Annotated in this window: 24 protein-coding genes and 1 pseudogene; 14 read left to right on the top strand and 11 right to left on the bottom strand. The window is 68.6% G+C overall.

Annotation, left to right across the window (positions count from 1 at the left end; all coding sequences use genetic code 11):
* Positions 1–61 precede the first annotated feature (61 nt).
* Positions 62–715 carry an NADPH-dependent F420 reductase gene (locus LF262_RS08065; RefSeq protein WP_235779784.1) on the top strand — a complete coding sequence of 218 codons (654 nt, stop codon included), beginning with the start codon at positions 62–64 and terminating at the stop codon, positions 713–715.
* A 22-nt stretch (positions 716–737) separates the two neighbouring features.
* Here LF262_RS08065 and LF262_RS08060 read toward each other — a convergent pair whose 3' ends face one another.
* A complete protein-coding gene (locus LF262_RS08060; RefSeq protein ID WP_235779783.1) occupies positions 738–1,214 on the bottom strand; it encodes a 2'-5' RNA ligase family protein in 477 nt (158 codons plus the stop codon).
* Positions 1,215–1,295: 81 nt separating this feature from the next.
* On the opposite strand from LF262_RS08060, the gene LF262_RS08055 reads away from it, so the two are divergent.
* On the top strand, positions 1,296–2,240 hold the full coding sequence (locus LF262_RS08055; protein ID WP_235779782.1) for an NAD(P)-dependent oxidoreductase: 945 nt from the start codon (positions 1,296–1,298) through the stop codon (positions 2,238–2,240).
* Positions 2,241–2,367: 127 nt separating this feature from the next.
* On the top strand, positions 2,368–3,129 hold the full coding sequence (locus tag LF262_RS08050) for an isochorismatase family protein (RefSeq protein WP_235779781.1): 762 nt from the start codon (positions 2,368–2,370) through the stop codon (positions 3,127–3,129).
* Positions 3,130–3,323: 194 nt separating this feature from the next.
* Here LF262_RS08050 and LF262_RS08045 read toward each other — a convergent pair whose 3' ends face one another.
* Positions 3,324–4,820 (bottom strand): multicopper oxidase family protein, encoded by a 1,497-nt coding sequence (locus tag LF262_RS08045; protein ID WP_235779780.1) that lies wholly within the window; start codon positions 4,818–4,820, stop codon positions 3,324–3,326.
* A 57-nt stretch (positions 4,821–4,877) separates the two neighbouring features.
* Here LF262_RS08045 and LF262_RS08040 point away from each other — a divergent pair, with 57 nt between their 5' ends.
* Complete coding sequence (locus LF262_RS08040) at positions 4,878–5,621, top strand: NUDIX hydrolase (protein ID WP_235779779.1); 744 nt, start codon at positions 4,878–4,880, stop codon at positions 5,619–5,621.
* A gap of 171 nt (positions 5,622–5,792) precedes the next feature.
* Positions 5,793–7,328, top strand: a complete 1,536-nt coding sequence (locus LF262_RS08035) for a S8 family serine peptidase (RefSeq protein ID WP_308190509.1) — start codon at positions 5,793–5,795, stop codon at positions 7,326–7,328.
* Positions 7,329–7,421: 93 nt separating this feature from the next.
* Here LF262_RS08035 and LF262_RS08030 read toward each other — a convergent pair whose 3' ends face one another.
* The gene (locus LF262_RS08030; RefSeq protein ID WP_372462755.1) at positions 7,422–8,735 is read right to left on the bottom strand and encodes an aminotransferase-like domain-containing protein; all 1,314 of its coding nucleotides are present in this window, start codon (positions 8,733–8,735) and stop codon (positions 7,422–7,424) included.
* Between the two features lie 144 nt (positions 8,736–8,879).
* The gene (locus LF262_RS08025; protein WP_235779778.1) at positions 8,880–9,065 is read right to left on the bottom strand and encodes a CsbD family protein; all 186 of its coding nucleotides are present in this window, start codon (positions 9,063–9,065) and stop codon (positions 8,880–8,882) included.
* A 137-nt stretch (positions 9,066–9,202) separates the two neighbouring features.
* On the opposite strand from LF262_RS08025, the gene LF262_RS08020 reads away from it, so the two are divergent.
* The 3 genes from LF262_RS08020 to LF262_RS08010 all read left to right on the top strand — a co-directional run bounded on the left by LF262_RS08020 (position 9,203) and on the right by LF262_RS08010 (position 13,291).
* Positions 9,203–9,700 carry a hypothetical protein gene (locus LF262_RS08020; protein WP_235779777.1) on the top strand — a complete coding sequence of 166 codons (498 nt, stop codon included), beginning with the start codon at positions 9,203–9,205 and terminating at the stop codon, positions 9,698–9,700.
* Between the two features lie 265 nt (positions 9,701–9,965).
* Positions 9,966–10,430, top strand: coding sequence for an SRPBCC family protein (locus LF262_RS08015; RefSeq protein ID WP_235779776.1), 465 nt, complete (start codon positions 9,966–9,968; stop codon positions 10,428–10,430).
* Positions 10,431–10,507: 77 nt separating this feature from the next.
* Positions 10,508–13,291, top strand: coding sequence for an AMP-binding protein (locus tag LF262_RS08010; protein ID WP_235779775.1), 2,784 nt, complete (start codon positions 10,508–10,510; stop codon positions 13,289–13,291).
* Here LF262_RS08010 and LF262_RS16920 read toward each other — a convergent pair.
* A complete protein-coding gene (locus LF262_RS16920; RefSeq protein WP_268933692.1) occupies positions 13,288–13,419 on the bottom strand; it encodes a hypothetical protein in 132 nt (43 codons plus the stop codon). The two genes, LF262_RS08010 and LF262_RS16920, sit on opposite strands and share 4 nt — an antisense overlap.
* 111 nt (positions 13,420–13,530) lie before the next feature.
* Positions 13,531–13,854, bottom strand: a complete 324-nt coding sequence (locus LF262_RS08005) for a hypothetical protein (protein ID WP_235779774.1) — start codon at positions 13,852–13,854, stop codon at positions 13,531–13,533.
* A gap of 67 nt (positions 13,855–13,921) precedes the next feature.
* Here LF262_RS08005 and LF262_RS08000 point away from each other — a divergent pair, with 67 nt between their 5' ends.
* Positions 13,922–14,281: a hypothetical protein gene (locus LF262_RS08000; RefSeq protein ID WP_235779773.1), complete on the top strand. Its 360-nt coding sequence runs from the start codon at positions 13,922–13,924 to the stop codon at positions 14,279–14,281.
* Positions 14,282–14,395: 114 nt separating this feature from the next.
* Here LF262_RS08000 and ald read toward each other — a convergent pair whose 3' ends face one another.
* The gene (gene ald / locus LF262_RS07995) at positions 14,396–15,514 is read right to left on the bottom strand and encodes an alanine dehydrogenase (RefSeq protein ID WP_235779772.1); all 1,119 of its coding nucleotides are present in this window, start codon (positions 15,512–15,514) and stop codon (positions 14,396–14,398) included.
* A 200-nt stretch (positions 15,515–15,714) separates the two neighbouring features.
* Here ald and LF262_RS07990 point away from each other — a divergent pair, with 200 nt between their 5' ends.
* Complete coding sequence (locus tag LF262_RS07990) at positions 15,715–16,911, top strand: PucR family transcriptional regulator (protein WP_235779771.1); 1,197 nt, start codon at positions 15,715–15,717, stop codon at positions 16,909–16,911.
* Here the strand turns inward: LF262_RS07990 and LF262_RS07985 are convergent.
* Positions 16,908–17,288 (bottom strand): helix-turn-helix domain-containing protein, encoded by a 381-nt coding sequence (locus LF262_RS07985; protein ID WP_235779770.1) that lies wholly within the window; start codon positions 17,286–17,288, stop codon positions 16,908–16,910. The two genes, LF262_RS07990 and LF262_RS07985, sit on opposite strands and share 4 nt — an antisense overlap.
* Before the next feature lie 130 nt (positions 17,289–17,418).
* Positions 17,419–18,885 (bottom strand): amino acid permease, encoded by a 1,467-nt coding sequence (locus tag LF262_RS07980; RefSeq protein ID WP_235779769.1) that lies wholly within the window; start codon positions 18,883–18,885, stop codon positions 17,419–17,421.
* 248 nt (positions 18,886–19,133) lie between these two features.
* Here LF262_RS07980 and LF262_RS07975 point away from each other — a divergent pair, with 248 nt between their 5' ends.
* On the top strand, positions 19,134–19,352 hold the full coding sequence (locus LF262_RS07975) for a hypothetical protein (RefSeq protein ID WP_235779768.1): 219 nt from the start codon (positions 19,134–19,136) through the stop codon (positions 19,350–19,352).
* A gap of 44 nt (positions 19,353–19,396) precedes the next feature.
* On the opposite strand, the gene LF262_RS07970 is transcribed toward LF262_RS07975, so the two are convergent.
* Both LF262_RS07970 and LF262_RS07965 read right to left on the bottom strand, forming a co-directional pair.
* Complete coding sequence (locus LF262_RS07970) at positions 19,397–20,473, bottom strand: cation diffusion facilitator family transporter (protein WP_235779767.1); 1,077 nt, start codon at positions 20,471–20,473, stop codon at positions 19,397–19,399.
* Positions 20,470–20,832 (bottom strand): ArsR/SmtB family transcription factor, encoded by a 363-nt coding sequence (locus tag LF262_RS07965; RefSeq protein WP_235779766.1) that lies wholly within the window; start codon positions 20,830–20,832, stop codon positions 20,470–20,472. Before LF262_RS07965 ends, LF262_RS07970 begins: the two co-directional genes overlap by 4 nt.
* Positions 20,833–20,954: 122 nt before the next feature.
* Here LF262_RS07965 and LF262_RS07960 point away from each other — a divergent pair, with 122 nt between their 5' ends.
* The 3 genes and pseudogenes from LF262_RS07960 to LF262_RS07955 all read left to right on the top strand — a co-directional run bounded on the left by LF262_RS07960 (position 20,955) and on the right by LF262_RS07955 (position 22,804).
* Entirely contained in the window at positions 20,955–21,971 is a 1,017-nt protein-coding gene (locus tag LF262_RS07960; RefSeq protein ID WP_235779765.1) for a DUF222 domain-containing protein, read from the top strand.
* Positions 21,938–22,126, top strand: a pseudogene (locus tag LF262_RS17220) (HNH endonuclease signature motif containing protein); the annotation flags it as partial. The gene LF262_RS07960 and the pseudogene LF262_RS17220, both read left to right, overlap by 34 nt.
* A gap of 69 nt (positions 22,127–22,195) precedes the next feature.
* Positions 22,196–22,804 carry an HNH endonuclease gene (locus LF262_RS07955; RefSeq protein WP_235779764.1) on the top strand — a complete coding sequence of 203 codons (609 nt, stop codon included), beginning with the start codon at positions 22,196–22,198 and terminating at the stop codon, positions 22,802–22,804.
* The last annotated feature ends 2 nt before the right edge of the window (positions 22,805–22,806 follow it).

Genomic DNA, 22,806 nt, shown 5'->3' with positions numbered 1-22,806 from the left:
CGGGACCACCGCGCGTTGAAACCCCTCGAAGGTAGTTGACGAATCAACCGGAGGGCATCGTATGGAGCAGGGCATCAGGACCGTCGGGATCCTCGGGGCGGGCCGCGTCGGCACCGCGGTGGCCCGCGAGGCGCTCAAGGCCGGGTACGAGGTCCGGATCGCCACCGCCAAGCCCGTCGAGGACATCGCACTCATCGTCGAGATCATCACGCCCGGCGCCACGGCGGTCACGGCCGCGGAGGCGGCGCAGTCCGACGTTGTGGTCCTCGCACTCCCGCTGCACAAGTTCCGCACGCTCGACCGGGCCACACTCGCCGGCCGCGTCGTCATCGACGCGATGAACTACTGGGAGCCCACTGACGGCGCCATGCCCGAGATGCACGCCGGCCGCGGCACGTCCGAGGTCGTCCAGGACTTCCTCGCCGCCTCCCGCGTGGTCAAGACCCTCAACCACATCGGCTACCACGAGCTCGAGTCGGACGGCCGGCCCGCCGGTGCCGCGGACCGCCGCGCGCTCGCCGCAGCCGGTGACGACGAGGCCGCACGCGCCGTCGTGCTCGCGTTCATCGCCTCGCTCGGCTACGACGCGGTCGATGCCGGGCCCCTCGCCGCCGGCCGCGCCCTCGAGCCCGGCACGAGGATCTTCTCCGAAGCGCACGACGCCGAGCGGCTGGGTGAGGCGCTCGAGCGCGCCTGCGCGGGAGTCGCCGCCTGAGGCGACCGGCCCTCGGAGCGGCCTATGCCTCCAGGTCTGCGACGGCCACGACCATCGGCCGGCCCTGACCTGGCTCGGGCTGCATGTCCACCAGCGCGATCTGGGTGAGCTTCAGCTCCTGCCCCTCCTCTGCCTCACCGCGCTTCGTGGCGGTGATGTGCGCCCGGAAGCCGTCACCGGCGAAGTCGGGGCGGCGGAACGTGGGGACGTGGATGTCCAGTTCCTCTCTGAATGTCTTGTGCAGAGCGCGGATCTCCGGGGAGTCAACGAGGGCAACGGGAGTGTCATGCTTGGGCCCGAACAGCTCACTGGCGCCCGCCACCGCGGCGATTGGGGCGGTGTGGGCGGCGACCTCGCCCATGCTCGCCGCGAGCTGCGCTGCGTTGGCCCAGGTCGCGAAGACGGGCATCACCGTGATGTGCAGCGGCCAGTCCCGCACGGCATAGCGCTCGCCGACGCCCAGGGGGGCAAGGGGCAGGACGATCGCGTAGCGGTGCATCCCTCGATGGTAGGCGTGCGGGCGCGCGGCCCCGGACGGGGGACCGCACCCGCACGGTGAACCCGCCGCTAGGCTGAGCCCATGACCACCGCGCCCCTGAACTCCGGCACCCCCGTCCGCGTCGCCATCCATGGCGAGCCGCTGCCCTTCCTGACCGCGGCGATCGAGGCTGGAGGAGGCGCCATCGTCGGCCTCGGGGAGCAGCCGGAGGCGCTCATCCTCGACCACGGCAACCCCAAGAAAGAGCTCACAGCGGTGCTCGACTCCACCCCGTCGATCCGCTGGGTCCAGCTGCCCAGCGCAGGGATCGAGGCGTACACGGACGCGCTCACCGCCCATCCGGAGAAGGTGTGGACTAGCGCGAAGGGCGCCTACGCGAAGCCCGTCGCGGAGCATGCCCTCGCCCTCACGCTCGCGCTCTTGCGGCACCTGCCCGAGCGTGCCCGCGCCCGCTCATGGGGCGAGTCCGCCGGCACGTCGCTGCACGGCTTGCGCGGACTGGTCATCGGCGCCGGCGGCGTGGGCCTGGAGACCCTGCGGCTGTTTCGCTGCTTCGACATGGAGGTCGATGTCGTGCGCCGCACTCCCACCGCGGTGCCGGGAGCCAGGAGCACGACGACGCCGGCTCACCTCGCCGAGCTGCTGCCTGCGGCGGACGTCGTGGTCGTCTCCGCTGCCCTCACTCTGGACACGTCCAAGCTCATCGGCGCCCCCGAGCTCGGGCTCATGAAGCCGTCCGCCATCGTGGTCAACATCGCCCGCGGGGGCCTCCTCGACACGGACTCCGTGGTGGAGGCCCTCCGAGCAGGGACCATCGCGGGCGCGGCCCTCGATGTGACGGACCCCGAGCCGCTCCCGGACGGACACCCCCTCTGGGACGAGCCCCACGCACTCATCACGCCGCACGCGGCAGACACCCTCGAGATGATCCGACCGCTCCTCGGCGAGCGGGTCACCGAGAACCTCAAGCGGTTCGCCGCGGGAGAGCAGCTCGAGGGCGTCGTCGACGCGGCCGCTGGGTACTGACGCTCTCGTTCCAGTTCGCACGGCACGGGGAAGCGCCGCGAAGCCTTGCCGCGGCTCAGGGGTGGATTTAGCGTCGAGTCGCTCCCTGTGACGGCGACAAGCCATGCCAACAGCCGAGGAGAATGCCATGCCCGATCGTCCAGCCGATATCGTCAGCCCCATCAGCGACAGCGCCCTTCCGCTCAAGGTCTCGCCCGCCGATGCCGCGGCCGCCGGCCGCGTCCCCTACGACAAGCCGACGCCCCAGAACTCGGTGATGCTCTTCATCGACCACCAGATCGGCCTCATGGCCGGCGTGCGGGACTTCCCCACTCTGGCAACCTACAAGGCCAACGTCATTGGGCTCGCGAAGATGGCCAAGGCGCTCTCCATCCCCGTGCTGGTCAGCTCGTCCAACGCCCAGTGGCAGAACGGGGACACCCTCCCCGAGCTCAAGGAGATCTTCTCCGACGTGCCGATCATCCGCCGCACGGGCATCATCAACTGCTATGAGGACCCGACCTTCAGGAAGGCCCTCGAGGACCTCCTGAGCACCACCGGGCGCACGCACATCATCATCTCCGGTGTCACCATCGGGACGTGCTGCTCGATGCCGACTCTGGCGATGCTCAACGACGGCTACCGCGTCTTTCCCGTGGTCGACGCCTGCGGTGCTTGGGACGACTACGAGGCCCAGGCCGCATCGGCCCGGATGTCCCGGGCCGGGGCGGAACTCGTGACGGTCTTCGCGCTCGGCTGCGAGCTCCAGGCCGACTGGAAGCTCCCCACCGGCGACGCGATGTTCGGCCCGTTCACCAATGAGCTCCCCGAGTACGGCTTCATCGTCCAAGGGTTCTGGAACAACGCCAACCAGCGGGCGGTCGAAGATCCCTTCGGCACTGTGAAGTGACCTGCGGTCATCCCGTACGCGACCTACCCGTTCGACCGCCGGCTCGAGCGCACCGACGACCCCCGCGACATCACCTGGACCAGCGCCCAGTAGGGCAAGTGGCGGCCCGCGGCGCGTTGGAAACTGCATCACTGGCGGCTGAAACCGGCCGCTCGGGAGCTGAAATGGCTCTGAGATGTGCAGTTCGGAACGCCTCAGCCGTGCTGGTGCGAGCTTGGCGCCCCTGAGCCCGCAGTGCCGGCGTCCTCCACCAGGAACTGCCCCATCATTCCCTCGTCCTCGTGGGTGAGCAGGTGACAGTGGTACATGTACGGGTGCTCGGCGTCGGCGTACGGAGGCATGCGGAAGGCGATCCGGTTCCGCTCTCGCGGCAGCAGCGGGATCGTGTCCTTCCATCCCGCGCGCTCGGGTGGGGGCGGGTTGCCGTCGATGTCCAGCAGCCGGAACTGGACGCCATGGATGTGCAGGTTGTGCTGGTAGGCGTTGACGTTGTCCACAAACCACACCTCGGAGCCACCGGGTGCCGCGGTGAAGTCGACCCGGTTCATGTCCATGGTCTTGCCGTTGATCTGCCGGCCACTGAACGTGAGAGACCGCGCAGTCGCGTGCGTCGTGTCGGCGGGAGCCGGCAGTGCGGCGAGCATCGCCGGGAGGGTGGCCGACGGCGCGAGGCTGGCGGCCGCGTCGAGCCTCACCACGTCGAAGTCCTTGCCCCCGCCGAACGCGTCCGGTGGATTGACCCGGCCGAGGTCCGGAGCGAATGAGCGCAGCATCACGGACTCACCGGGCTTCATCTCCACGACGATCTCGGCGCGCTCGGCGGGGGAGAGCTGCACGGCGTCGAGCTGGAGCGGGGCGGCGAGCAGGCCGCCGTCGGACGCCACCATGTGGAACCGCCGGTGGTCCGCGAAGCCGAACTTGAACCAGCGGCCCGCGCTCGCGTTGAGGATCCGCAGGCGCACGCGGTCCGTTGTCACGGGCAGGACGGCCCCGAGAGTGCCATTGGCCGCGATCGAGTTGCCGAGGGTGCCGAGGGAGTTGCCGGCAGGGTCGAACGTGATCTTGCCGTCGGCGTCGAGGCGGCGGTCCTGGACGACGAGCGGAATGTCGTCCACACCGTAGGTGTGGGGGAGGGCGGCGGCCGGGCCGTCCGTGGCGGGCTCGTCCAGGATGAACAGGCCGGCGAGGCCGTATCCCACCTGCTTCTCCGTGCTCCCGTGCGGGTGCGGGTGGTACCAGAGGGTTGCGGCAGGCTGCTTGACGGTCCACTCGGGGGCCGTTGAGGCGCCAGGCTCGATCATGGCGTGCGGGCCGCCGTCCGTCGCGGCCGGCAGCACCATGCCGTGGAAGTGCACGGTGGTTGCGTCGGGGAGCCTGTTATCGATGGCGACCCGGACGCGCTCTCCCCGCGTGGCGCGAAGGGTAGGCCCGAGGTAGGCGCCGTTGTAGCCCATGGTCTGCGCCGGCTGGCCTGGCACGAACTCGTGCGTCCCGGCCTGCGTGGCGAGGCGGAAGGTGCGGATCCCGTCGTCCAGCGCGCCCTCGTCGAGCGGCGGGATGGGGAGCCGAGCGCCGAACTGTGTCTTGGGGACCACCTCGCCGGGCGCACAGCCCGCCACGGCGGGCACGAGGGGGGCGATGATGGCGGCGGCTGCGGTGGCGCGGAGGAGCTGTCGGCGGGTCAGGGGCACACCGTCAAGAGTAGGCCGCGGGGCGCCGCTGCCGGCCACGCGGCTACATTGGGCGGTATGGCAGCGCATGTGAAACCGGTACCGAACCCCCCGGTCGACGGGGAGGCCGCGACGGTTGTGGTGCTCCGGGACGGCGTCGCGGGGCTCGAGGTCCTGCTCCTCGAGCGGCTCTCCACGGGATCCTTCGGTGGCGCCTGGGCGTTCCCCGGCGGGCGCGTGGACCCCGAGGACTCGCTGCCGGGTGATCCGGAGGAGGGGGCGGACGACGTCGGCTCCTCCAGGGGCGCGGCGGTCACCGCTCCGGTGCGCGTGCGGCGCGCGGCCGTCCGCGAGACGCTCGAGGAGACCGGACTTGTGCTGAGCGACTCCGGTCTCGTGGCGTTCTCGCGCTGGGTCCCGCCGGCACAGGTGCCCAAGCGGCTCGTGACGTGGTTCTTCCTCGCGGCGGATCCCGGCGGAGAGCTCCTCATCAGCGCGCACGAGCATGTCGACTCCATCTGGATGGAGCCCGCAGCTGCACTCGAGCACCACGCCAAGGGCAGCCTCACCCTGTTCCCGCCGACGTGGATCACTCTGAACGCGCTGCGCGGCGCCTCCTCGGTGGCCAGCGCGCTCTCCGCCGCGCCGCAGCCACCCGCCATCTTCGCCAGCGTCCAGCTGCGCGATGAGAGCGGCAGGATGACTGCCGTCCTCTGGGAGGGGGACGCCCAGTACGGCGACCCGGAGGCGCTCGGCACAGCGCGCCACCGACTCACCGTGGCTCGTCTGCCGTGGGTGTACGAGCAGCCGAAACTTCGGTGACAAGTTCTGAAATGCGCCTTCCATCGCGTGACAAGCGCCACTAATCTTTTGACACGTCATGGAGGCCGTGCAGCCCAGTCCGTACGCCCCTCGACCCACCACGGCGACCGGCCTCGGTGGAGTTCAGGCCGGGGGCCTTCACCCGGACCCCGGCGGGATGAAAGGCACACGATGCGATCACGCTCACTTGCCAGACCCTTGCTCTGCGCCGGCATCGCCGTAGGCATTGCCACGGCCAGCGCCATACCCGCGGCGGTCGCGGAGACACCGACCGCCGCACCCCAGACCGTCCAAGGGCAGCAGGCCCAGAACTACCTGGTGCTCTACAAGTCCGGTGGCAAGGCCGCGGGCGCATCCCTCTCGGCGATCAAGGCATCGGGGGGCTCGGTCGTGGCTGACTACAGCGCCATCGGCGTCGCTGTGGTGAGCTCGTCGACGTCGGACTTCTCTGCGAAACTCCGCGCCGCAGACGCGAGCGTCGACGCGGCGTCCGCGACCGCATCATTCGGCGTGGCACTCGAGAACGATGCTGCTGACGGTCTCACCGCGGACCAGGGCGTCCCGGCCGCGCCGGCCCCGGGCAACGACGCCCTCTCCGGCCTCCAGTGGGACATGAAGCAGATCCACGCGCCGGAGGCGCGGGCGGTCAGCGGCGGCAGCCCATCGGTGACGGTCGGCGACATCGACACGGGCCTCGACTGGAGCCACCCGGACCTCGCCCCGAACGTCGACTTCGCGAAGTCTGCCTCGTGTGTCGGCGGTGTGCCGAATCAGGACCCTGCCACGTGGCTGGATGACAACGGACACGGCACCCACACCGCCGGCACAATCGCCGCGGCCAAGAACGGTCTCGGAATCGTCGGCGTGGCCCCCAACGCGAAGCTCGCCGGGATCAAGGCGGGCAACGCCGATGGGCTCTTCTTCCCCGAGGCCGTCGTGTGCTCGTTCATGTGGGCAGCAGACCACGGCATCCAGGTCACCAACAACTCGTACTATGCCGATCCGTGGCTATTCAACTGCAAGAACGATCCCCAGCAGAAGGCCATCTGGGAGGCGGAGCGGCGTGCCATCAGGTACGCGCAGTCCAGGGGCACCACAGTGGTGGCGGCCCTCGGCAACTTCAGTGACGATCTCGCCCACCCGACGCAGGACGTCACGAGCCCGGACAACACGGCACCGGTGACCCGCGAGGTGACCAACGCCTGCGCCGTGGTGCCCGCCGAGGTTGCCGGAGTGGTCGGCGTGACCGCTAACGGCAGCAAGGGCTTCAAGTCGTTCTATTCGAACTACGGTTCGGGTGTGGCGGATCTGATGGCACCCGGCGGCGACAGCCGGAACGTGGCGCCGGGCGTGGCCAACGGCCGTGTGCTCTCGACCTGGCCGGCCGCACTCATGGGCCATTGCTTCCGCAAGGTGATCGACCCCTCAGGGGCCACATACTGCAACATCCAGGGCACGTCCATGGCCTCTCCGCATGTCGCAGGGGTGGCCGCGCTCATCGTGAGCTCGGGCGTGACGAACCCGGGCGCGGTCGCCGCACGGCTCGCCAACACGGCGGACCCGGTGCCCTGCCCCGCAGATATGAGCCCGTACGTGAAATTCCCGTCCTTGGACAACGGCGCCCCTCAGACCTGCACCGGCGGCGCGGGCTACAACTCGTTTGCCGGCAAGGGCCGAGTCAACGCCTTGGCGGCGGTCGGCGGCTGAGCTGGCCTTAGCGAGCACGCCCTCGCCCTAATTGGTGGGCTGAGCAGGGTCGGGCGCGCCCACACCCTGCTCAGCCCACCATGTGCGGGACCCTCAGCCCGCGTTCGCCTCCACCGCCGCACGGATCACCGGACCCAGGCGCCGCACGCCCTCGCGGATCCGCTCGGGAGCCACGCCCGAGAACGCGAGCCGGAGCTTGCTGCTCCGCCCGTCCCATGGCGTGAACGCGGCCCCCGGGATGAACACGACCCCCGCCTCGATTGCCTGGTACAGGAGCGGGTAGGTGTCGATGCCCGCCGGGAGGGTGACCCAGACGAAGAAGCCTCCGCTCGGCGTCGTCCATACCGTCTCGGCAGGGAATTCCTCTGCGAGGGACTCGAGCATTGCCGTACAGCGCTCGGCATACACCCGGCGGGACTCGGCGAGGTAGCTGCGCCAGTCGAACGTGCGGAAGAACTCGGTGACGAGCATCTGGGTGAGCATCGAGGGGCACAGCACCACGGCCTCGGCCGCGAGGTAGAAGCGGCGGTAGAGGTGCTTGGGCACGAGGGCCCAGCCGAGCCGGACCCCGGGGGAGAAGATCTTGGAGAACGAGCCGCAGTAGACGACGTCGTCCGGATTGTCGGCGCGCAGCGGAGTGAGCGGGTGCCCGTCGAAGCGGAGCATGCCGTAGGGGTTGTCCTCGAGGATCAGGATGTTGTGCGCGCTGCAGATGTCGACCACGCGCTGGCGCCTCTCGGCGGCCAGGGTCACTCCAGAGGGGTTGTTGAAGCTCGGGATCGTGTAGAGGAGCTTGATCCGCTTGCCTGCGGCCTCGAGTTCAGTGATCCGTGCCTCGAGCTGCTCGGGGATGAGTCCGTTCTCGTCCATCAAGACCGGCTCGACCTGCACCTGGTACGCCTCAAACGTGTTGAGTGCGCCAACGTAGGTTGGGTCCTCGACGAGAACCACATCGCCCGGGTTGCAGAACACCTTGGCCGCGATGTCCTGCGCGGACTGGGAACCCGTAGTCACGACCACGTCCTCGGGCGATGCCCCGAGGATTCCCTCTTCCGCCATGATCTCGCAGACGAGCTCGCGCAGCTCGGGCGTGCCCTTGCCGCCGCCGTAGTGCAGCGCCTCCATGCCGTGCTTGGCGATGACCCGAGAGGCTGTGGCGGCGACGACATCGAGGGGCAGCTCGCTCAGGCTAGGGGAGCCGCCCGCGAGCGAGATGAGCCCGGGACGGATCGAGATGTCGAAGACGTCCCGTACCGCTGATTGCTTGATGTTGTGCGCGCGCTCTGAGAACAGGGCTTCGTGGCGGTGGCTGGCCTCGGCACGCTCGAGTGCGGTCTGCGTCTCGGCGCTGAGGGCGTCCTGCCGGGGCGCAATATCCTGCTCGGGTTCGATGTCCTGTGATGTCACGCACACATCGTAGCCCGGAAGTTGTCAGATATGCACCCGATGTTGATCGGTAGTGGCTCGGGGGCCAGACAGGCGACGGCGGCGAGTCACCCTGGTGGGTGACTCGCCGCCGTCGTAGATCCCCTCAGGGAGGGGGCTGTTGACTCAGCGGTCGGTGACGTCGCGAGCGGCGTCCTTGACGTGCTCGCCGGCCTGCTTGAAACCGGCCTTGGCCTGGTCGGTCTTGCCCTCGGCCTGGAGATCCCGGTTGTCCGTGGCGTCTCCGACCTTCTCCTTGGCCTTGCCCTTGAGCTCTTCGGCCTTGTTCTCCATCTTGTCTCCGGCACCCATGTTTCTTCCTCCTGCGGAAAACGGAAGGGCCGGTCATGCCCTCCCTGCTGGCAGGTCATTGCCCGGGTCCACGATCCCTAAACGTGGAACTGTGTGATCCGTCCCGCGAGGGGCAACAAGTATGAATGAGACTCGAGATGGACACCACGGCAGCGGCCGTCGAGGTCAGCGCCTCGGCCGACAGTACTCTGCTCTCCACGACGGCGCTCTCTGCGAGGGCTTCCTCTGGAACGGCCACCCTTCCGCCCGGACCCGGGCGCCCTGACCCCGGAACCCCGCAGCCGGACCCCGGTACGATCCCGCCCATAGACCCCAACCCTGACCCCTTCCCGATCCCCGGGGAGCCCTCGCCTGGCGGGCCCGTTCCGGGCGAGCCCCCGCCGACCCCAGGGGAGCCGTCCCCGCCCGGCGAACCTGCACCGCCGGGCCGCGAACCCCAGCCGGGCGGTCCCTTCGACCGCAATCCGGATCCGGAGCATGAGCGCGAGCGGGCATCGGAACCCGAACCGCCGGACGGGCCCCTGCGCGAGCCCTCTGATCCGGGGCCCGCTGAGGGCCGCCCCGCGGATCCCTATACGCCGGTGGCGCTGCCCCCGGACTCGCAGGAACCGCTGAGCCCCGCGCGGGACGAATAGGCACGCATTTGAGAAGTGCTGTTTCACGGCGTGCGATCGGCCAATGAGCACGGCATGAATTCACTTCTCGTGATCGCCGGCATTATTGCGATCATCCTTCTCCTGTGGGCGGCTTCTATTCGCCTCTCAACTTCCTGCTCTGGGTTGGGATCATGAGGCACTGGTCGTCAGGGCCACTTCGGCTTACAGACGGCAGAGGCGGGCGCGCACATCACTGCGCGCCCGCCTCTGCCGTCTTTGACGCTGGCGCGCCTAGCATGGCTGCATGGCCGCCTACACGATTTCCCGCAGCGCTTTCATTCCAGCTCCGCCGGAGGCGGTTTATCCGCATGTGGTGGATTTCCACAAATGGACCGAGTGGTCGCCTTGGGAGCCGCTCGATCCAGGGATGGAGCGGACGTACAGCGGGCCGGACGCGGGCGTCGGGGCGGCTTACGCGTGGCGTGGCAACAGGAAGGCGGGCGCAGGCAGCATGCAGATCCTCGAGGCGGTCGAGCCCAAGAGCATCCGGCTCCGCCTCGTGTTCGTCAAGCCGTTCAAGGCGGTGAACCCAACCGGCTTCACGTTCGAGCCCGATCACGACGGCACGCGCGTCACGTGGGTCATGAAGGGCGAGAACAGGGGCATTGCAGCCTTGGTCTTCAAGGTCCTGAAGATGGACAACTCGGTGGGCAGGGACTTCGAGAAGGGCCTCGCCAACCTCGCCAAGGTCGCAGGCGAGGCGCATTGAGCGCGCGTCTTCGCATTACGACACCGGGATGTGCTGCAATTTGGTTTAGGTAAGGCTTACCTCTTACGCTGAGCGGGATGACCGCACAGCCAGACCTCGCTGGCGTCTCCTTCGCCTCAGGCCTGGCCCGGCACGGAGACCGCCCCGCCGTCCTTCTCCCCCCGGGTGCAGGCGGCCGCACCCTCACCTATCGCGACCTCGCGCGGCGCGTCGACGATGTCGTCCACGCGCTGGGCGCCACCCCACGGCTCGTCGCACTCCCGGCGGGCAATGACGTCGCCACCCTCACCGCCTATCTCGGCGCGCTCGCCGGCGGCCATCCGCTCATCGTGCTCCCGAAAGGCAAAGACGGCGCCGCCCAGCAGATCATCGACGCCTATGACCCAGACGTGGTCATGGTGAGCCGGCCTGGAACCGACACGCCGTTCCTCGACGAACGCCGCCCCGGCACGCGTCACGAGCTGCACTCGGACCTTGCACTCCTGACGAGCACGTCCGGGTCCACGGGCTCGCCCAAGCTCGTGCGGCTCTCGGGCGGGAACCTCGAATCGAACGCCGCCGCGATCGCCGAGTACCTCCACCTGCGGCCAGAGGACCGCGCGGCCACCACGCTGCCCTTCTCCTACTGCTACGGCCTCTCGGTGGTGAACTCCCACCTCAGTGTCGGCGCCTCGCTCGCGCTCACTGACCTCTCGGTCGTGGACCCGTGCTTCTGGGACCTCGCGCGTGAGCACCGCATCACATCCTTCGCGGCCGTGCCCTACACGTTCGAACTCCTCGAGCGGACTGGCTTCGAGGACGTGGACCTCCCGCACCTGCGCCATGTCACCCAGGCCGGCGGCCGCCTCGGCGCGGACCGGGTGCAGCACTACGCCCGGCTGGGTCGGCGGCGCGGGTGGGACCTGTTCGTCATGTACGGGCAGACCGAGGCGACCGCCCGCATGGCCTACCTCCCGCCCGATCTCGCAGAGGAGCATCCGAGCGCGATCGGCGTGCCGATCCCCGGAGGGTCGTTCCGGCTCGAGCCCGTCATTGGCCTCGAGGGACCGGATGGCGAGCCCGCCCATGAACTCGTGTACTCCGGACCCAACGTCATGCTCGGCTACGCCGAGACCCCGGCCGATCTGGCCCTCGGCCGCACTGTCGAGGACCTTCGCACCGGCGACCTCGCCCGCCAGAGCCCCGAAGGCCTCTACGAGATCGTGGGCCGGCGCTCGCGGTTCGTGAAGATCGTGGGCCTTCGTGTCGATCTCGGCCGCGTCGAGCGAATGCTGGCGGACGACGGCGCCATCGCGGCCGCCGCCGGCACGGACCGTGGGCTGGTGGTTGCCATAGAGACCGGAGAGGACGACGACGCCCTCCGCCTCACGGCCAAGGATCTCGCCTCCCGCCTCGGCCTCCCGCGCGCAGCCGTGGTGCTCCACGCCGTCGAGTCGATCCCGCGCCTGCCCAACGGCAAGACCGACTACCGGGCGATCCTCGCACTGGCCCATCAGCCCGCGGCCGCCTTTTCCCCCGAGGGGATCCGCGCAGCCGCAGGCCCCGAGGACAAGTCTCCCGCCGACATCGCCGGGATCTACGCCGAGACACTTGAGATCGACGCGGTGGGAGGCGATGACTCGTTCGTCTCCCTCGGCGGCGACTCGCTCTCCTACGTTGCTGCGTCCCTGCGTCTCGAGGAGGCCTTGGGCCAGCTGCCCGCGAACTGGCACCTCATGACCGTCTCGGAGCTCTCAGTGCTCACCACGCGGACCGCACGGGCCACCGCCGACGGCCACTCTGAGGACACCACAGGCCCCGGCGACCCGGCCCGCCCGGGCGGGTGGCGGCGTCGTGCGCGCCGAGCGGTGACGAAGGCCCTCTCCACGGCCACCGTCCCCATGGAGACAGGGATCGTCGTCCGGGCGATCGCCATCGTCTTCATCGCCGGCACGCATATCGACCTGTTCGTCTGGCCCGGAACGGCGCACGTGCTGTTCGCCCTCGCAGGCTTCAACTTCGCGAGATTCCAGCTTTCCGGCGACCGGCGGGCGCGCCTGCGGAGCCAGACCCGTTCGCTCGTGCGCGTGCTGGTCCCAAGCCTTGCCGTCATCTGGTTCGCGTTCGTGGTGACGGGGGAGTACACGGTCAACAACCTGTTCCTCGTGAACTCGGTCTTCGGGCCCGAGGCCTGGAATACGACCTCGCGGTTCTGGTTCGTCGAGGAGCTCGTGTACGTCCTGCTCGCGGTCACCGCGCTCCTCGCAGTCCCGTGGGTGGACCGCCTCCAGCGCCGTTTCCCGTGGGCGTTCCCGATGGTCCTGTTCGCACTCGCGCTGCTCACCCGGTTCAAGGTCCTGCCCGTCATCCCGCATCAGGGCGCGGTGCTGTGGCTGTTCGCACTCGGCTGGGCCACGGCGGCCGCAACGTCTTCCTCACGCCGCTGGACGCTCACGATCCTCACAGTGATGACCGTGCCCGGGTTCTTCACTAATGAGTACCGCAACGCGACGATCATCGTGGGCATCCTGGCGCTCGTCTGGCTCCCCACGCTCCGCGTCCCCCGTGGCCTGACGCGGATTATCGCGATTCTCGCAAGCTCTTCGCTCTACATCTACGTCTCACACTGGCTCGTGTTCCCCTCCATGATCGAGTGGGCACAGGGCGCCGGGATCGACACCTCGCAGGGAGCATGGTTCCTTGCCGCCGCGCTCGTGGCCTCCCTTGCCGTGGGCGCGGGCTACTGGGCGGTGGCCTCCCGGGCGATGCATGGTGTGGAACGGCGTTGGGCACAACACCGTGCTCGGCGCAGCGCACCACGACCCATGCTCGTCGAGGGCGCTCGCCTCGGTGGCGCGACCGTGGCCGCCGCCCGCGGCTAGTCGTCGTCGGGGCCCTCCGCCGGCAGCTCGGAGTGCGCCCGGACCTCCGCCACGTCAAGGTCGGGATCGCCTTCGGCAGGTGCCTCGCTGTGTACGCGGTCCTCGTTGTCGGGCTCGAATCCTGACATGTGCTTCTCGCCTCGGTTTCCTGACTGGGGCCGTGCTCCGCAGAGCGGAGTCCTTTCCGGCCCCGCTTCCAGCGTAGGCCTGGGGGTGCCCGAAGGCGACGGCCACGGAGCCTACTTGAGGCTCAGCGCCTCCGCGAGCGGGCGCCCATTGACGATCACGGCCGCGTCCCGCGCGCCGGCAGCGGTGGCAGCGGTGAGGTTGATCTGGGCCTCGACCCGCGGGATGTCGCACACGCCGCCCAGGGCGAACGAGCCTGTCAGGTAGACCGTGATCGTGATGCCGTCGAAGGAGCCGCCCTGATAGGTCAGGTCTGAGCTGTGCAGTGCGTTGACGAGCCCGGACTGGCCGATCATCTCATTCTTGTTCGCGAAGAGCCTGCTCAGGCTCGGGCCTACCTTGTCGCGGAACGTGACCGGCTCCGTGAAGGTCGCCACGGCGCTGTCGCCGCACCCCACGGCTGGCCCCGAGATGCCGCCATCGTTGGGCGCGATGTAGTAGAGCGTGAGGGGCGCGGTCTGCTCCGGCAGCTGGGCCCCCGCCTCGGCTGACCGCGAGGGCTCGGGTGACTGGCTGGCCCTTGGAGTGGGAGGCTGCGCAGGAGTGGACGACGGCGCTGGGCTCGCCGGCGCCGTGGTGCTCGGCGGGGCGCTCGGGCTGGCGCTGGTCGAGACGCTCGGGGGAGCGCTCGGCGGGGCGCTCGGGCTGGCGCTGGTCGAGACGCTCGGGGAAGCGCTCGGCGGGGCTGAGCCGGACGGCGACGGTGCGGACGAGGGCTGCCCGAAGCAGCCCGCGAGGGCGAGCGATGCCGCAAATGCGGCAGAACCTACAGCCAGCCGGATGGCCCTCATGGCGCAAGCGTAGGTGTGCGCCCCCAGCGGCGACTATGGTCCAAAGACCTCGCGAGGGGACGCCAGAGACCCCGCAACCGTGGCGCCGGTTGCGGGGTCTCTGGCGTGCGTTGCGAACGTCGTTCCGCTAGGCCGCGACCACGTGGCGCCAGTCCTCGGTGAGCGGCAGGTTCAGGGCCTCGGAGACCGACCGGTGGGTGACGTTCCCCGCGGCGATGTTGAGGCCGGCGGCGAGGACGGGGTCCTTCTCGAGGGCGGCCTTGACCCCGAGGTCTGCGAGCAGGATGCCGTAGCGCAGGGTCACGTTGGTGAGGGCGTAGGTCGAGGTGTTCGGCACGGCGCCGGGCATATTCGCCACGCAGTAGAAGATCGAGTGGTGCACACGGAACGTAGGGTCCTGATGCGTGGTGGGGTGCGAGTCCTCGAAGCAGCCGCCCTGGTCGATCGCGATGTCCACGAGCACGCTGCCGGGCTTCATCCGGGCCACCAGCTCGTTGGTCACCAGCTTTGGCGCCTTGGCGCCCGGGATCAGGACTGAGCCGATCACGAGGTCCGCCTCGACAAGGGACTTCTCGATCTCGTACTTGTTCGACGCCACCGTCTTGAGGCGCCCGCCGTACAGGGCGTCAAGTTCGGTGAGCCGGGCGATGTCGATGTCGAGGATGGTGACATCGGCACCGAGGCCCATTGCGACGACTGCGGCGTTCGTGCCCGCCACGCCGGCCCCGAGGACCACGACGTCTGCCGGGCGCACGCCCGGCACCCCCCCGAGGAGGATGCCCTTGCCGCCGTTCGGGGCGAGGAGCGACTGCGCGCCCACCTGGACGGAGAGGCGCCCCGCTACCTCGGACATCGGGGCGAGGAGGGGAAGCCGGCGTCCGTCCTGGACCGTCTCGTAGGCGATCGCTGTGACGCCGGCGTCGAGCAGGGCGCGGGTGAGCTCCGGCTCGGCAGCCAGGTGGAGGTAGGTGAAGAGGATGAGGCCCTTGCGGAAGTAGCGGTACTCGGAGGCGATGGGCTCCTTGACCTTCATGACCATGTCGGCACGGGCCCACACGTCTGCGGCGTCGGTGACCAGCTCCGCGCCGGCCACGTGGTACTCGTCGTCGGTGATGCCCGAGGCGACGCCCGCGCCGCGCTCGATCAGCACGGTATGCCCGTGCGCCACGAATTCGTGGACGCCCGCGGCGGTCATGGCCACGCGGAACTCGTTGTTCTTGATTTCCTTGGGGACTCCGATGATCACTTTCGTCTCCGTTGCTAGGGGGCCTGTTGGCGTGCTTCAAGCGTAGGCCTGCCTGTGAGGCGTGTTACATGGCGTCGAGACGTGGGAACGTCAACTTCCCCGGAATTCCGCGGATCGCGCCATGCTTCCTTGAACACATGTCGGACGATAGGGAGTCATTTGTCTCCTGGTGTGGTTGCGGGCAACGTATGCTTGTGACCATGCGGCACGGCGTCGAAGATCTGGTGGAAGCGGCGGCGGCCAAGCTCGGGCGCGGGCTGAGCGTCGAAGACCTCGATGGACTGCTCATCGCGTACTCGTCCAACCAGTCCCAGGCAGACCCGGTGCGAGTGAACTTCCTCCTCTCCAAGCGACTTCCCGCGGACGTCCAGGCATGGCAGCTCTCACACGGCATCGCGACAGCCGTGCGACCCGTGACAGTGCCGGCCAACCCGGAACTCGGCATGTACGGGCGCGTGTGCGTCCCACTCCTGGTGCGTGGATTTCGGGTCGGGTACCTGTGGGTGCAGCAGGGGGCAGACGAGGCAAGCTCCGCGGACGTGCTCGCGGCCCTCCCCGGCATCCAGCTCGAGCTCGAGCTCATCGGCCAGCTGCTGCTCGAGTCCAACACGGCCGAGTCCGATCACCGGCGCCGGCGCGAGGCGGAGTTCTTGGCTGCGGCGTCGGGCGACAAGTCCGCCCTCGCAGCGATCTCCGGGTGGCGGGAGGTGCACGGGCATGCGCCATGGCAGATAGTGGTGCTGCTCGACCCCGAGGGCGTCACGCCGCAGGACCCACAAGCCGCGGTAGTGGCGACAAGCTCCGCCGCGATGCAGGCCACAGCGGGCATCGATCCGGCGCTCTTCACAGCGGGCACCGAGACGCACGCCGTGGTCCTCTTCGCCGCCACGACTGCGCGGGCCAGTCACGCTGCCGTCCTGACCCACTACGAGCGCGAGCTCGCCAAACGCTCTGGACGGCCCGCTGGACGCGTGCTCGTGGGCATCAGTCAGCCATTCTCCACCCTGCGCGAGCTCGGGGAGGCGTACGCGCAGGCGCGGACCGCGGCGCAGGCCGCCGCGGTGGACCCAGAGCTGGGCGAACTCGTCGACGTGCGGAGCGTGGGTGCCTACCAGCTGATGGGCGCTCTTGCGGCCGAGCCGTCGAGCGTCTTCTTCTCGCTCCTGACGGCCGAGGACCGAAACGACGAGCTGCTCCCTGTGCTCGAGATGCTCTACGACTCCGACGGCGCCGTGCAGACCGTGGCCGACCGCCTCCACGTGCACCGTTCCACGGTGTACCACCGCCTCGCACGGGTTCGCAATATCATCCGTGCCGAGCCGCTGTCCGGGCGGGTGCGGCAGGAGATTCATCTCGCACTCAAGGCCCGCCGCTGGGCGGGCCGCCCGCGGTTCTAGTCCTGACTGCTGCGAGGCCCCTTCTGGTCTGAGACCCAGGCGAGTACGTCCTCGCGCCGGATCCGCCGGTGTGTGCCGCGGTACTGCACGGGCCATACGCCATTGGTGGTCAGCTTGCGCACGTACGAGTGGCTGATCCCTGCGAGCTCGGCCGCCTGCGCAACCGTGAGCACGTCCTCGGCGCTGCTCACCGTTACGGCCTCACCGCGGGCCAGTCTCGCTAGTAGGTCCCGCACCGCCTCATCCGCGGCGCCCGTGAGCCGATGCGCCGTCCCGTCGACGAACAGCGAGACGTCCTTCGCCGCGAGTGCTTCGGCGAGGCTCTCGGCCTCCGCAGGCTCGAGGGCGGGGGTGGTGTGCGGCGCGAATCGGCTCATGTGCCCAGCGTACTGGCGGCGCCCGCTGCTGGTTTATGCACGGCCTAAGCACGACGGCGGGTGCCCGGCTCGTGTGAGCCGGCCACCCGCCGTCGTGCGCTGCCCGGAGGCAGAATCTGAAGCCGCGAGGTCAGACGTTGACTGTTGCTTCTTCGCGCAGGGTCTCGCGATGATTCGCGATGCGTGCCTGATGCAGGGGAGAGCGCTTCACGAACTGCCACGCGACGCCGAGGACGACGAACCAGAGGGGTGTCACGAGCAGCGCCACGAGCGTGTCCAACTGGGTGGTCAGCGCCCAGACGAGGAATGCGAAGAACGCGAACACAACCCACACCATCACACGGCCGCCGGGCATCTTGTACTTCGACGCAGCATGGAGCTCGGGGCGGCGCTTGAGGAACACGAGGTAGCTGGCGAGGATGATCGACCACACGAACATGAAGCACACGGCGGAGACCGTGGTCACCATGTCGAAGGCCTCGCCGATGCTCTTGCCCGCGTAGAGGAGCACGATCCCGGAGAGCAGCAGCACACACGAGAGGAACAGGGCGTTCTGCGGGACCTTGCGGGAGGACAGCTTGCCGAACGCGGCAGGCGCGTCGCCCTCCTGGGCCAGCCCGAACACCATGCGCGACGTCGAGTAGATGCCCGAGTTGGCACTGGACATGGCCGAGGTGAGGACCACGAGGTTGACGATCGTCGCGGCGGCGCCGAGGCCTGCGAGCGAGAACATGCCGATGAACGGCGAGTGGCCGGCCTTGAACTCCATCCACGGCGTGACCGCCATGAGGATCACGAGGGCGCCCACGTAGAAGAGGCCCACTCGAACCGGGATGGCGTTGATGGCGCGGGGCAGGTTGTGCTCCGGGTTCTTGGTCTCGGCGGCTGCGGTGCCGACGAGCTCGATCCCGACGAACGCGAAGACCGCGATCTGGAACCCTGCCACGAAGCCCATGAACTCCTTCGGGAAGAACCCGCCGAACTGCCACAGGTTCGCGAAGGACGCCGTGCCCGCGCTCGAGGAGAAGCCCGTGACGATCATCCAGAGGCCGGTGCCGATCAGGGCGAGGATTGCGACGATCTTGATGAGCGCGAACCAGAACTCGACCTCGCCGAACGCCTTGACGGTGGGCAGGTTGAGTGAGAGGAGGATGAGGATCGTGGCGAGTCCAGGGACCCACAGCGGGATGCCGGGCCAGAGCTCGTTCGAGTATCCCGCGATGGCGACGACGTCCGCCACACCGGTGACGACCCAGCAGAACCAGTAGGTCCAGCCGGTGAAGAAGCCGGCCCAGGGTCCTAGCAGGTCGCCCGCGAAGTCGGAGAACGACTTGTAGTTGAGGTTGCTCAGGAGCAGCTCCCCCATGGCTCGCATGACGAAGAAGAGCATGAAGCCGATGAGCATGTAGACGAAGATCACGGAGGGGCCGGCCACCGAGATGGTCTTGCCGGAGCCCATGAACAGGCCGGTGCCGATCGCGCCGCCGATGGCGAGCAGCTGGATATGGCGGTTGGACAGGCCGCGGGAGAGATGGGGCTCCTCGATGTGGCTCGACGCTGAACCAGACGGGACCCGGGACGGGTTTGGGGTTGTCATAATGCGCAGACCTTCGCAGTGATGCCGGAAATGTGATCCCTCTAACAGGGCCATTCCAGACTACAGCGCTCCTCGTGTGCTCTTGACCATACAGAGTGTCTGGATGATCACACCGGAGCTGCGACAAATGTCGCATCACACCAAGCGAAGGCCAGTGCACGGCAAATTGTGAAGGAGTTCGTGCATTTGTTGGAGATGCGCGCGCCGAGTAGTGTCCTCTGTCAGTCTGAAGATTCGAGGAGATCCCCGTGTCCCGTGGAAAGCACGCCCATGAGGCCCTGACCGTCGTCGTCCGTTCAGCACACGAGCTCGATTCGGCGCTCGGAAGCGCCATCGGAACCCTCCAGCAGCACGCGGTTGCCAGCCGCTGCTGCGGGATCCTCGTCACACGTGAGGATGCAGGCCAGTACACCGTGACGCTCGATGAGAGCGTCCCGTTCGGCCTTACCCAGGAGCGCTGCGCCTAGCTACCCGCGCCCTCAACCGCGTGAGGGCGCTTGAGAGGAGCGCGTCACGTGGCACTTGTCGTGACTGTGATCTCCTCGACGTTCGGCAGTGCGCGCGTCAGCCGTTCCGCGGCGTCGTGGCGCACGACGTCGGCGCCCGCCACCGGAGTCTGCGCACCGATTCGCACCAGCGCCGAGCCGTGGAGCCGGTGGCCGATCCAGCGCAGTTGGACGCGGTCCACTCCGAGCACGCCGGGGGTCTCCGCGAGGGCGTGTTCGGCGCGGTGGACGAGCTCGGGATCGATCCCGTCCAGGAGCCGCTGACCGAGACTCTTGACGGTGCCCCATAGAAGGATGAAGATCGCCGCGCTGATGAGCAGGCCCACGATCGGATCTGCGAGGGGAAAGCCGAGCATGACGCCGGCGGCACCCACCACGACAGCGAGGGACGTGAAGCCGTCCGTTCGGGCGTGGATGCCATCCGCCACAAGGGCGGCCGAGCCGATCCGCCGCCCCACACTGGTGCGGTAGACGGCCACGGCCTCGTTCCCCGCGAAGCCAATCACCCCCGCGGCCATGACCCACCACAGGTTCCCGAGCGGCTGTGGGTGGATGATGCGGTCGATCGACTGCCACGCCGCGACAACCGCTGAAAGTGCGACGACGGCGATGATGAACAGTCCCGCGAGGTCCTCGGTCCTGCCGAGGCCGTACGTGTAGCGCTTCGTGGCGGGCCGCCGTGCGAGCAGGAACGCGACCCACAGCGGGACGGCGGTCAAGGCGTCCGAGAAGTTGTGGACTGTGTCGGCGAGGAGGGCAACGGAACCGCTGACGAGCACGACGGCGAACTGCAGCACGGTCGTGGCGAGCAGCGCAAACAAGCTGATCTTGAGCGCGCGGACGCCCTCCGCGCTGGCCTCAAGGGCATCGTCGATCGAGTCCGACGAGTCGTGGGTGTGCGGCACGAAGAATTCCTTGAGGGTCCCGAGGAAACCATGTGCGTGGTGGTGGTCTTCGTGCCCGTGGTGGTCATGCCCGTGGTGGTGGTCGTGCTCGTCGTGCCCGTGGTGGTGGTCATGCCCATGGTGGGGTGCGGCGTCGTGCGTCACCGGGTCGGCGTGGGAGTGATGGTCGTGGCTCATGCCCCTGCCCTCTCTGCGTGATGGTGGCGGGGATTGGCGTCGAGCGCGTGCTCGGCCTGGAAGATCGCGTCTGCGACGAGCGTGCTCGCGTGTTCGTTCTCGAGCCTGTAGAAGACGCGGGTGCCGTCCTGACGGGTGGAGACGACGCGCGCGAGCCGCATCTTGGCGAGGTGCTGTGAGACGGCGGCGGGGGACTTGCCCACGGCGTCGGCCAGGTCGTTGACGCTGCGCTCGCTGTCTCGCAGGGCCAGGATGATCCGGACCCGCGTAGCGTCGGCGAGCATCGAGAAGATTTCGACGGCGAGTTCAACGTACCCGCTGTCGACGTCGAGGCCGCACCCCTGCTTGTCTGCATGCATACGCAGATTATTTCACAAGCTCGCTGAGCACCGGTCTAGCCATACTGAAGTATTGCCGTTAGGATCGAATATATCTTCGAATATCGGAATTGCTTGGTTGGATGTCTAGTTGGAGGTGGGTCATGGAGGAGGTTCCCGACGTTCCCCTGCCTGGCTCGGGCGCATTGACTCGCTCCACCCCGCCAACTGGTTCCGGCACCTCTCTCGTCTTCTGCGCTCCGAGCGGGTCCAGTCTCATGGGTGAGCTGCGGCTGCCTGACGTGAAGGCGCTTGATCGCGAGGAGGGTCTCGTGGTCGCGCAGGCGGCAGCGGCGCTGCGATGCTACGCCGCTGCGCTCGAGGCGGTGGGCGCGGAGCGGGTGCTGGTTGGATTCGAGGGTGAGGTTCGCTCGGCCCAGGCCAACCCAGCCGTTGCGCCGGGTGGAGGGCCCGCGAGGTTCGGGGGAGACGTGGCGCGGGCGCTCGCCGTCGCAGAGATCGCGACCGCGCAGAGTGTGTCCGAGTACGCCGCATTCCGGGTCGTTGCGCTCGCCGAATCGCTCGCTGGGCCGCTACGGCAGGTGCGGGACCTGCTCGCCGCGGGTGCACTATCAGAGGGGCACGCGCGGATCATCGCACAGCAGACCGAGGGGCTGGCCGCGCAGGACGTTGACGAATTCGTGAGGCTTGCGGTCGCACGCCTTCGGACTCGCTCGGGTCGAATGCGCACGGTTCAGGAGTTTCGCCCCGTCGCACAGCGGCTTCGCGAGAAGTCCGATCCGGAGTCCTGGGCGCGGCGGCGCAAGCAGGCTACGCGGGAGCGCGGGGTATGGTTTCGGCCTGAGGCCGATGGAATGTGCACTCTCACGGCGTTGCTGCCCGCCGAGGTCGGCGTCGGCCTGTACGCAGCGGTCGATACGGCCGCGCGCTCGCACCGCGCGGTGTTCCCGGACGACCCGCGGACCTGGGCCCAGCTGCGCGCCGACGTCCTGACCCACGCCAGTCTTTCGGGCACGTCACTTCCTCGAGCGGTCCCCGCTGACTTCGACCCGTCCTCATCCATCCGGATGCGCCTGGGGGCCACGAATCACTCGGCGCTGTCCCGGACTGCTCTAACCCGGAGGCCGTGGCCGGATCGGGACTGCGGGCGCAGGTCGTAGTGCTGATCCCGGCATCGACCCTGCTGGGTGCTGGCGATGAGCCGGCGACGCTCGATGGGTATGGTCCGATCGCCCGTGATGTTGCCCGTTGGCTCGCGGCTGGTGCTCCATCTTGGGAGCGGCTCGTGACAGATCTGGACGGGATCCCAATGATGCTCGGACGGACGTCATATAGGCCTAGCGCCGCATTGCGGAGGTTCGTGCAGTGGCGTGACGGGAGCTGCATGTTCCCCGAATGCACGAGCCCGACGGCCCGAGCGGACCTGGACCACACGATCGAGTGGGCCTGCGATGGTACTACAGAGGCGGGAAACCTTGCGTCCCTGTGCGCCAAGCACCATGCGCTCAAGAGTCTGGGCCACTGGACGGTCGAGCAGGTCCGGGACGAGGGCCGTGCCTCCGGCGTCCTCACCGCACTGCTCGCCGGCCGCGATTCCGCCGACGCTCTCGATGACCGGGTGACAGTGGCCGAAGGGACGGGCTTCATGACCTGGACGTCCCCGACGGGCCGCACCTACACGACCGCCTCGGCGGAGTACGCCCACGGCCCGGAAGACGAACTGCTGGCCGACGCCCTAGACCTTCCGCCGGACCCGGCTGCAGGAGTTCACGGAGCTGGCGACCATCGGGACCAGATACCGGAGCCGATCCCTCCCAATTGGATCCATGAGGACCTGCTTGCTCCATGGTCTGGAAGCCCCATCGGGCCGCCCATCGGCGAGGCGTCCGAACCTTCCCCGTGGCTCATGGCTGCGTGGGAGCACGTCGAGGCGCTCGCCTATGCCCGCTCCGCAGAGGGTGGGGACCCAGACGTGGCCCCGCCGCCCTTCTGACG

Source organism: Sinomonas notoginsengisoli, assembly GCF_021554725.1.
Classification (GTDB): domain Bacteria; phylum Actinomycetota; class Actinomycetes; order Actinomycetales; family Micrococcaceae; genus Sinomonas; species Sinomonas notoginsengisoli.
Note: the sequence above shows the minus strand (reverse complement) of the source record. Positions and strands in the feature narration are given on the sequence as shown.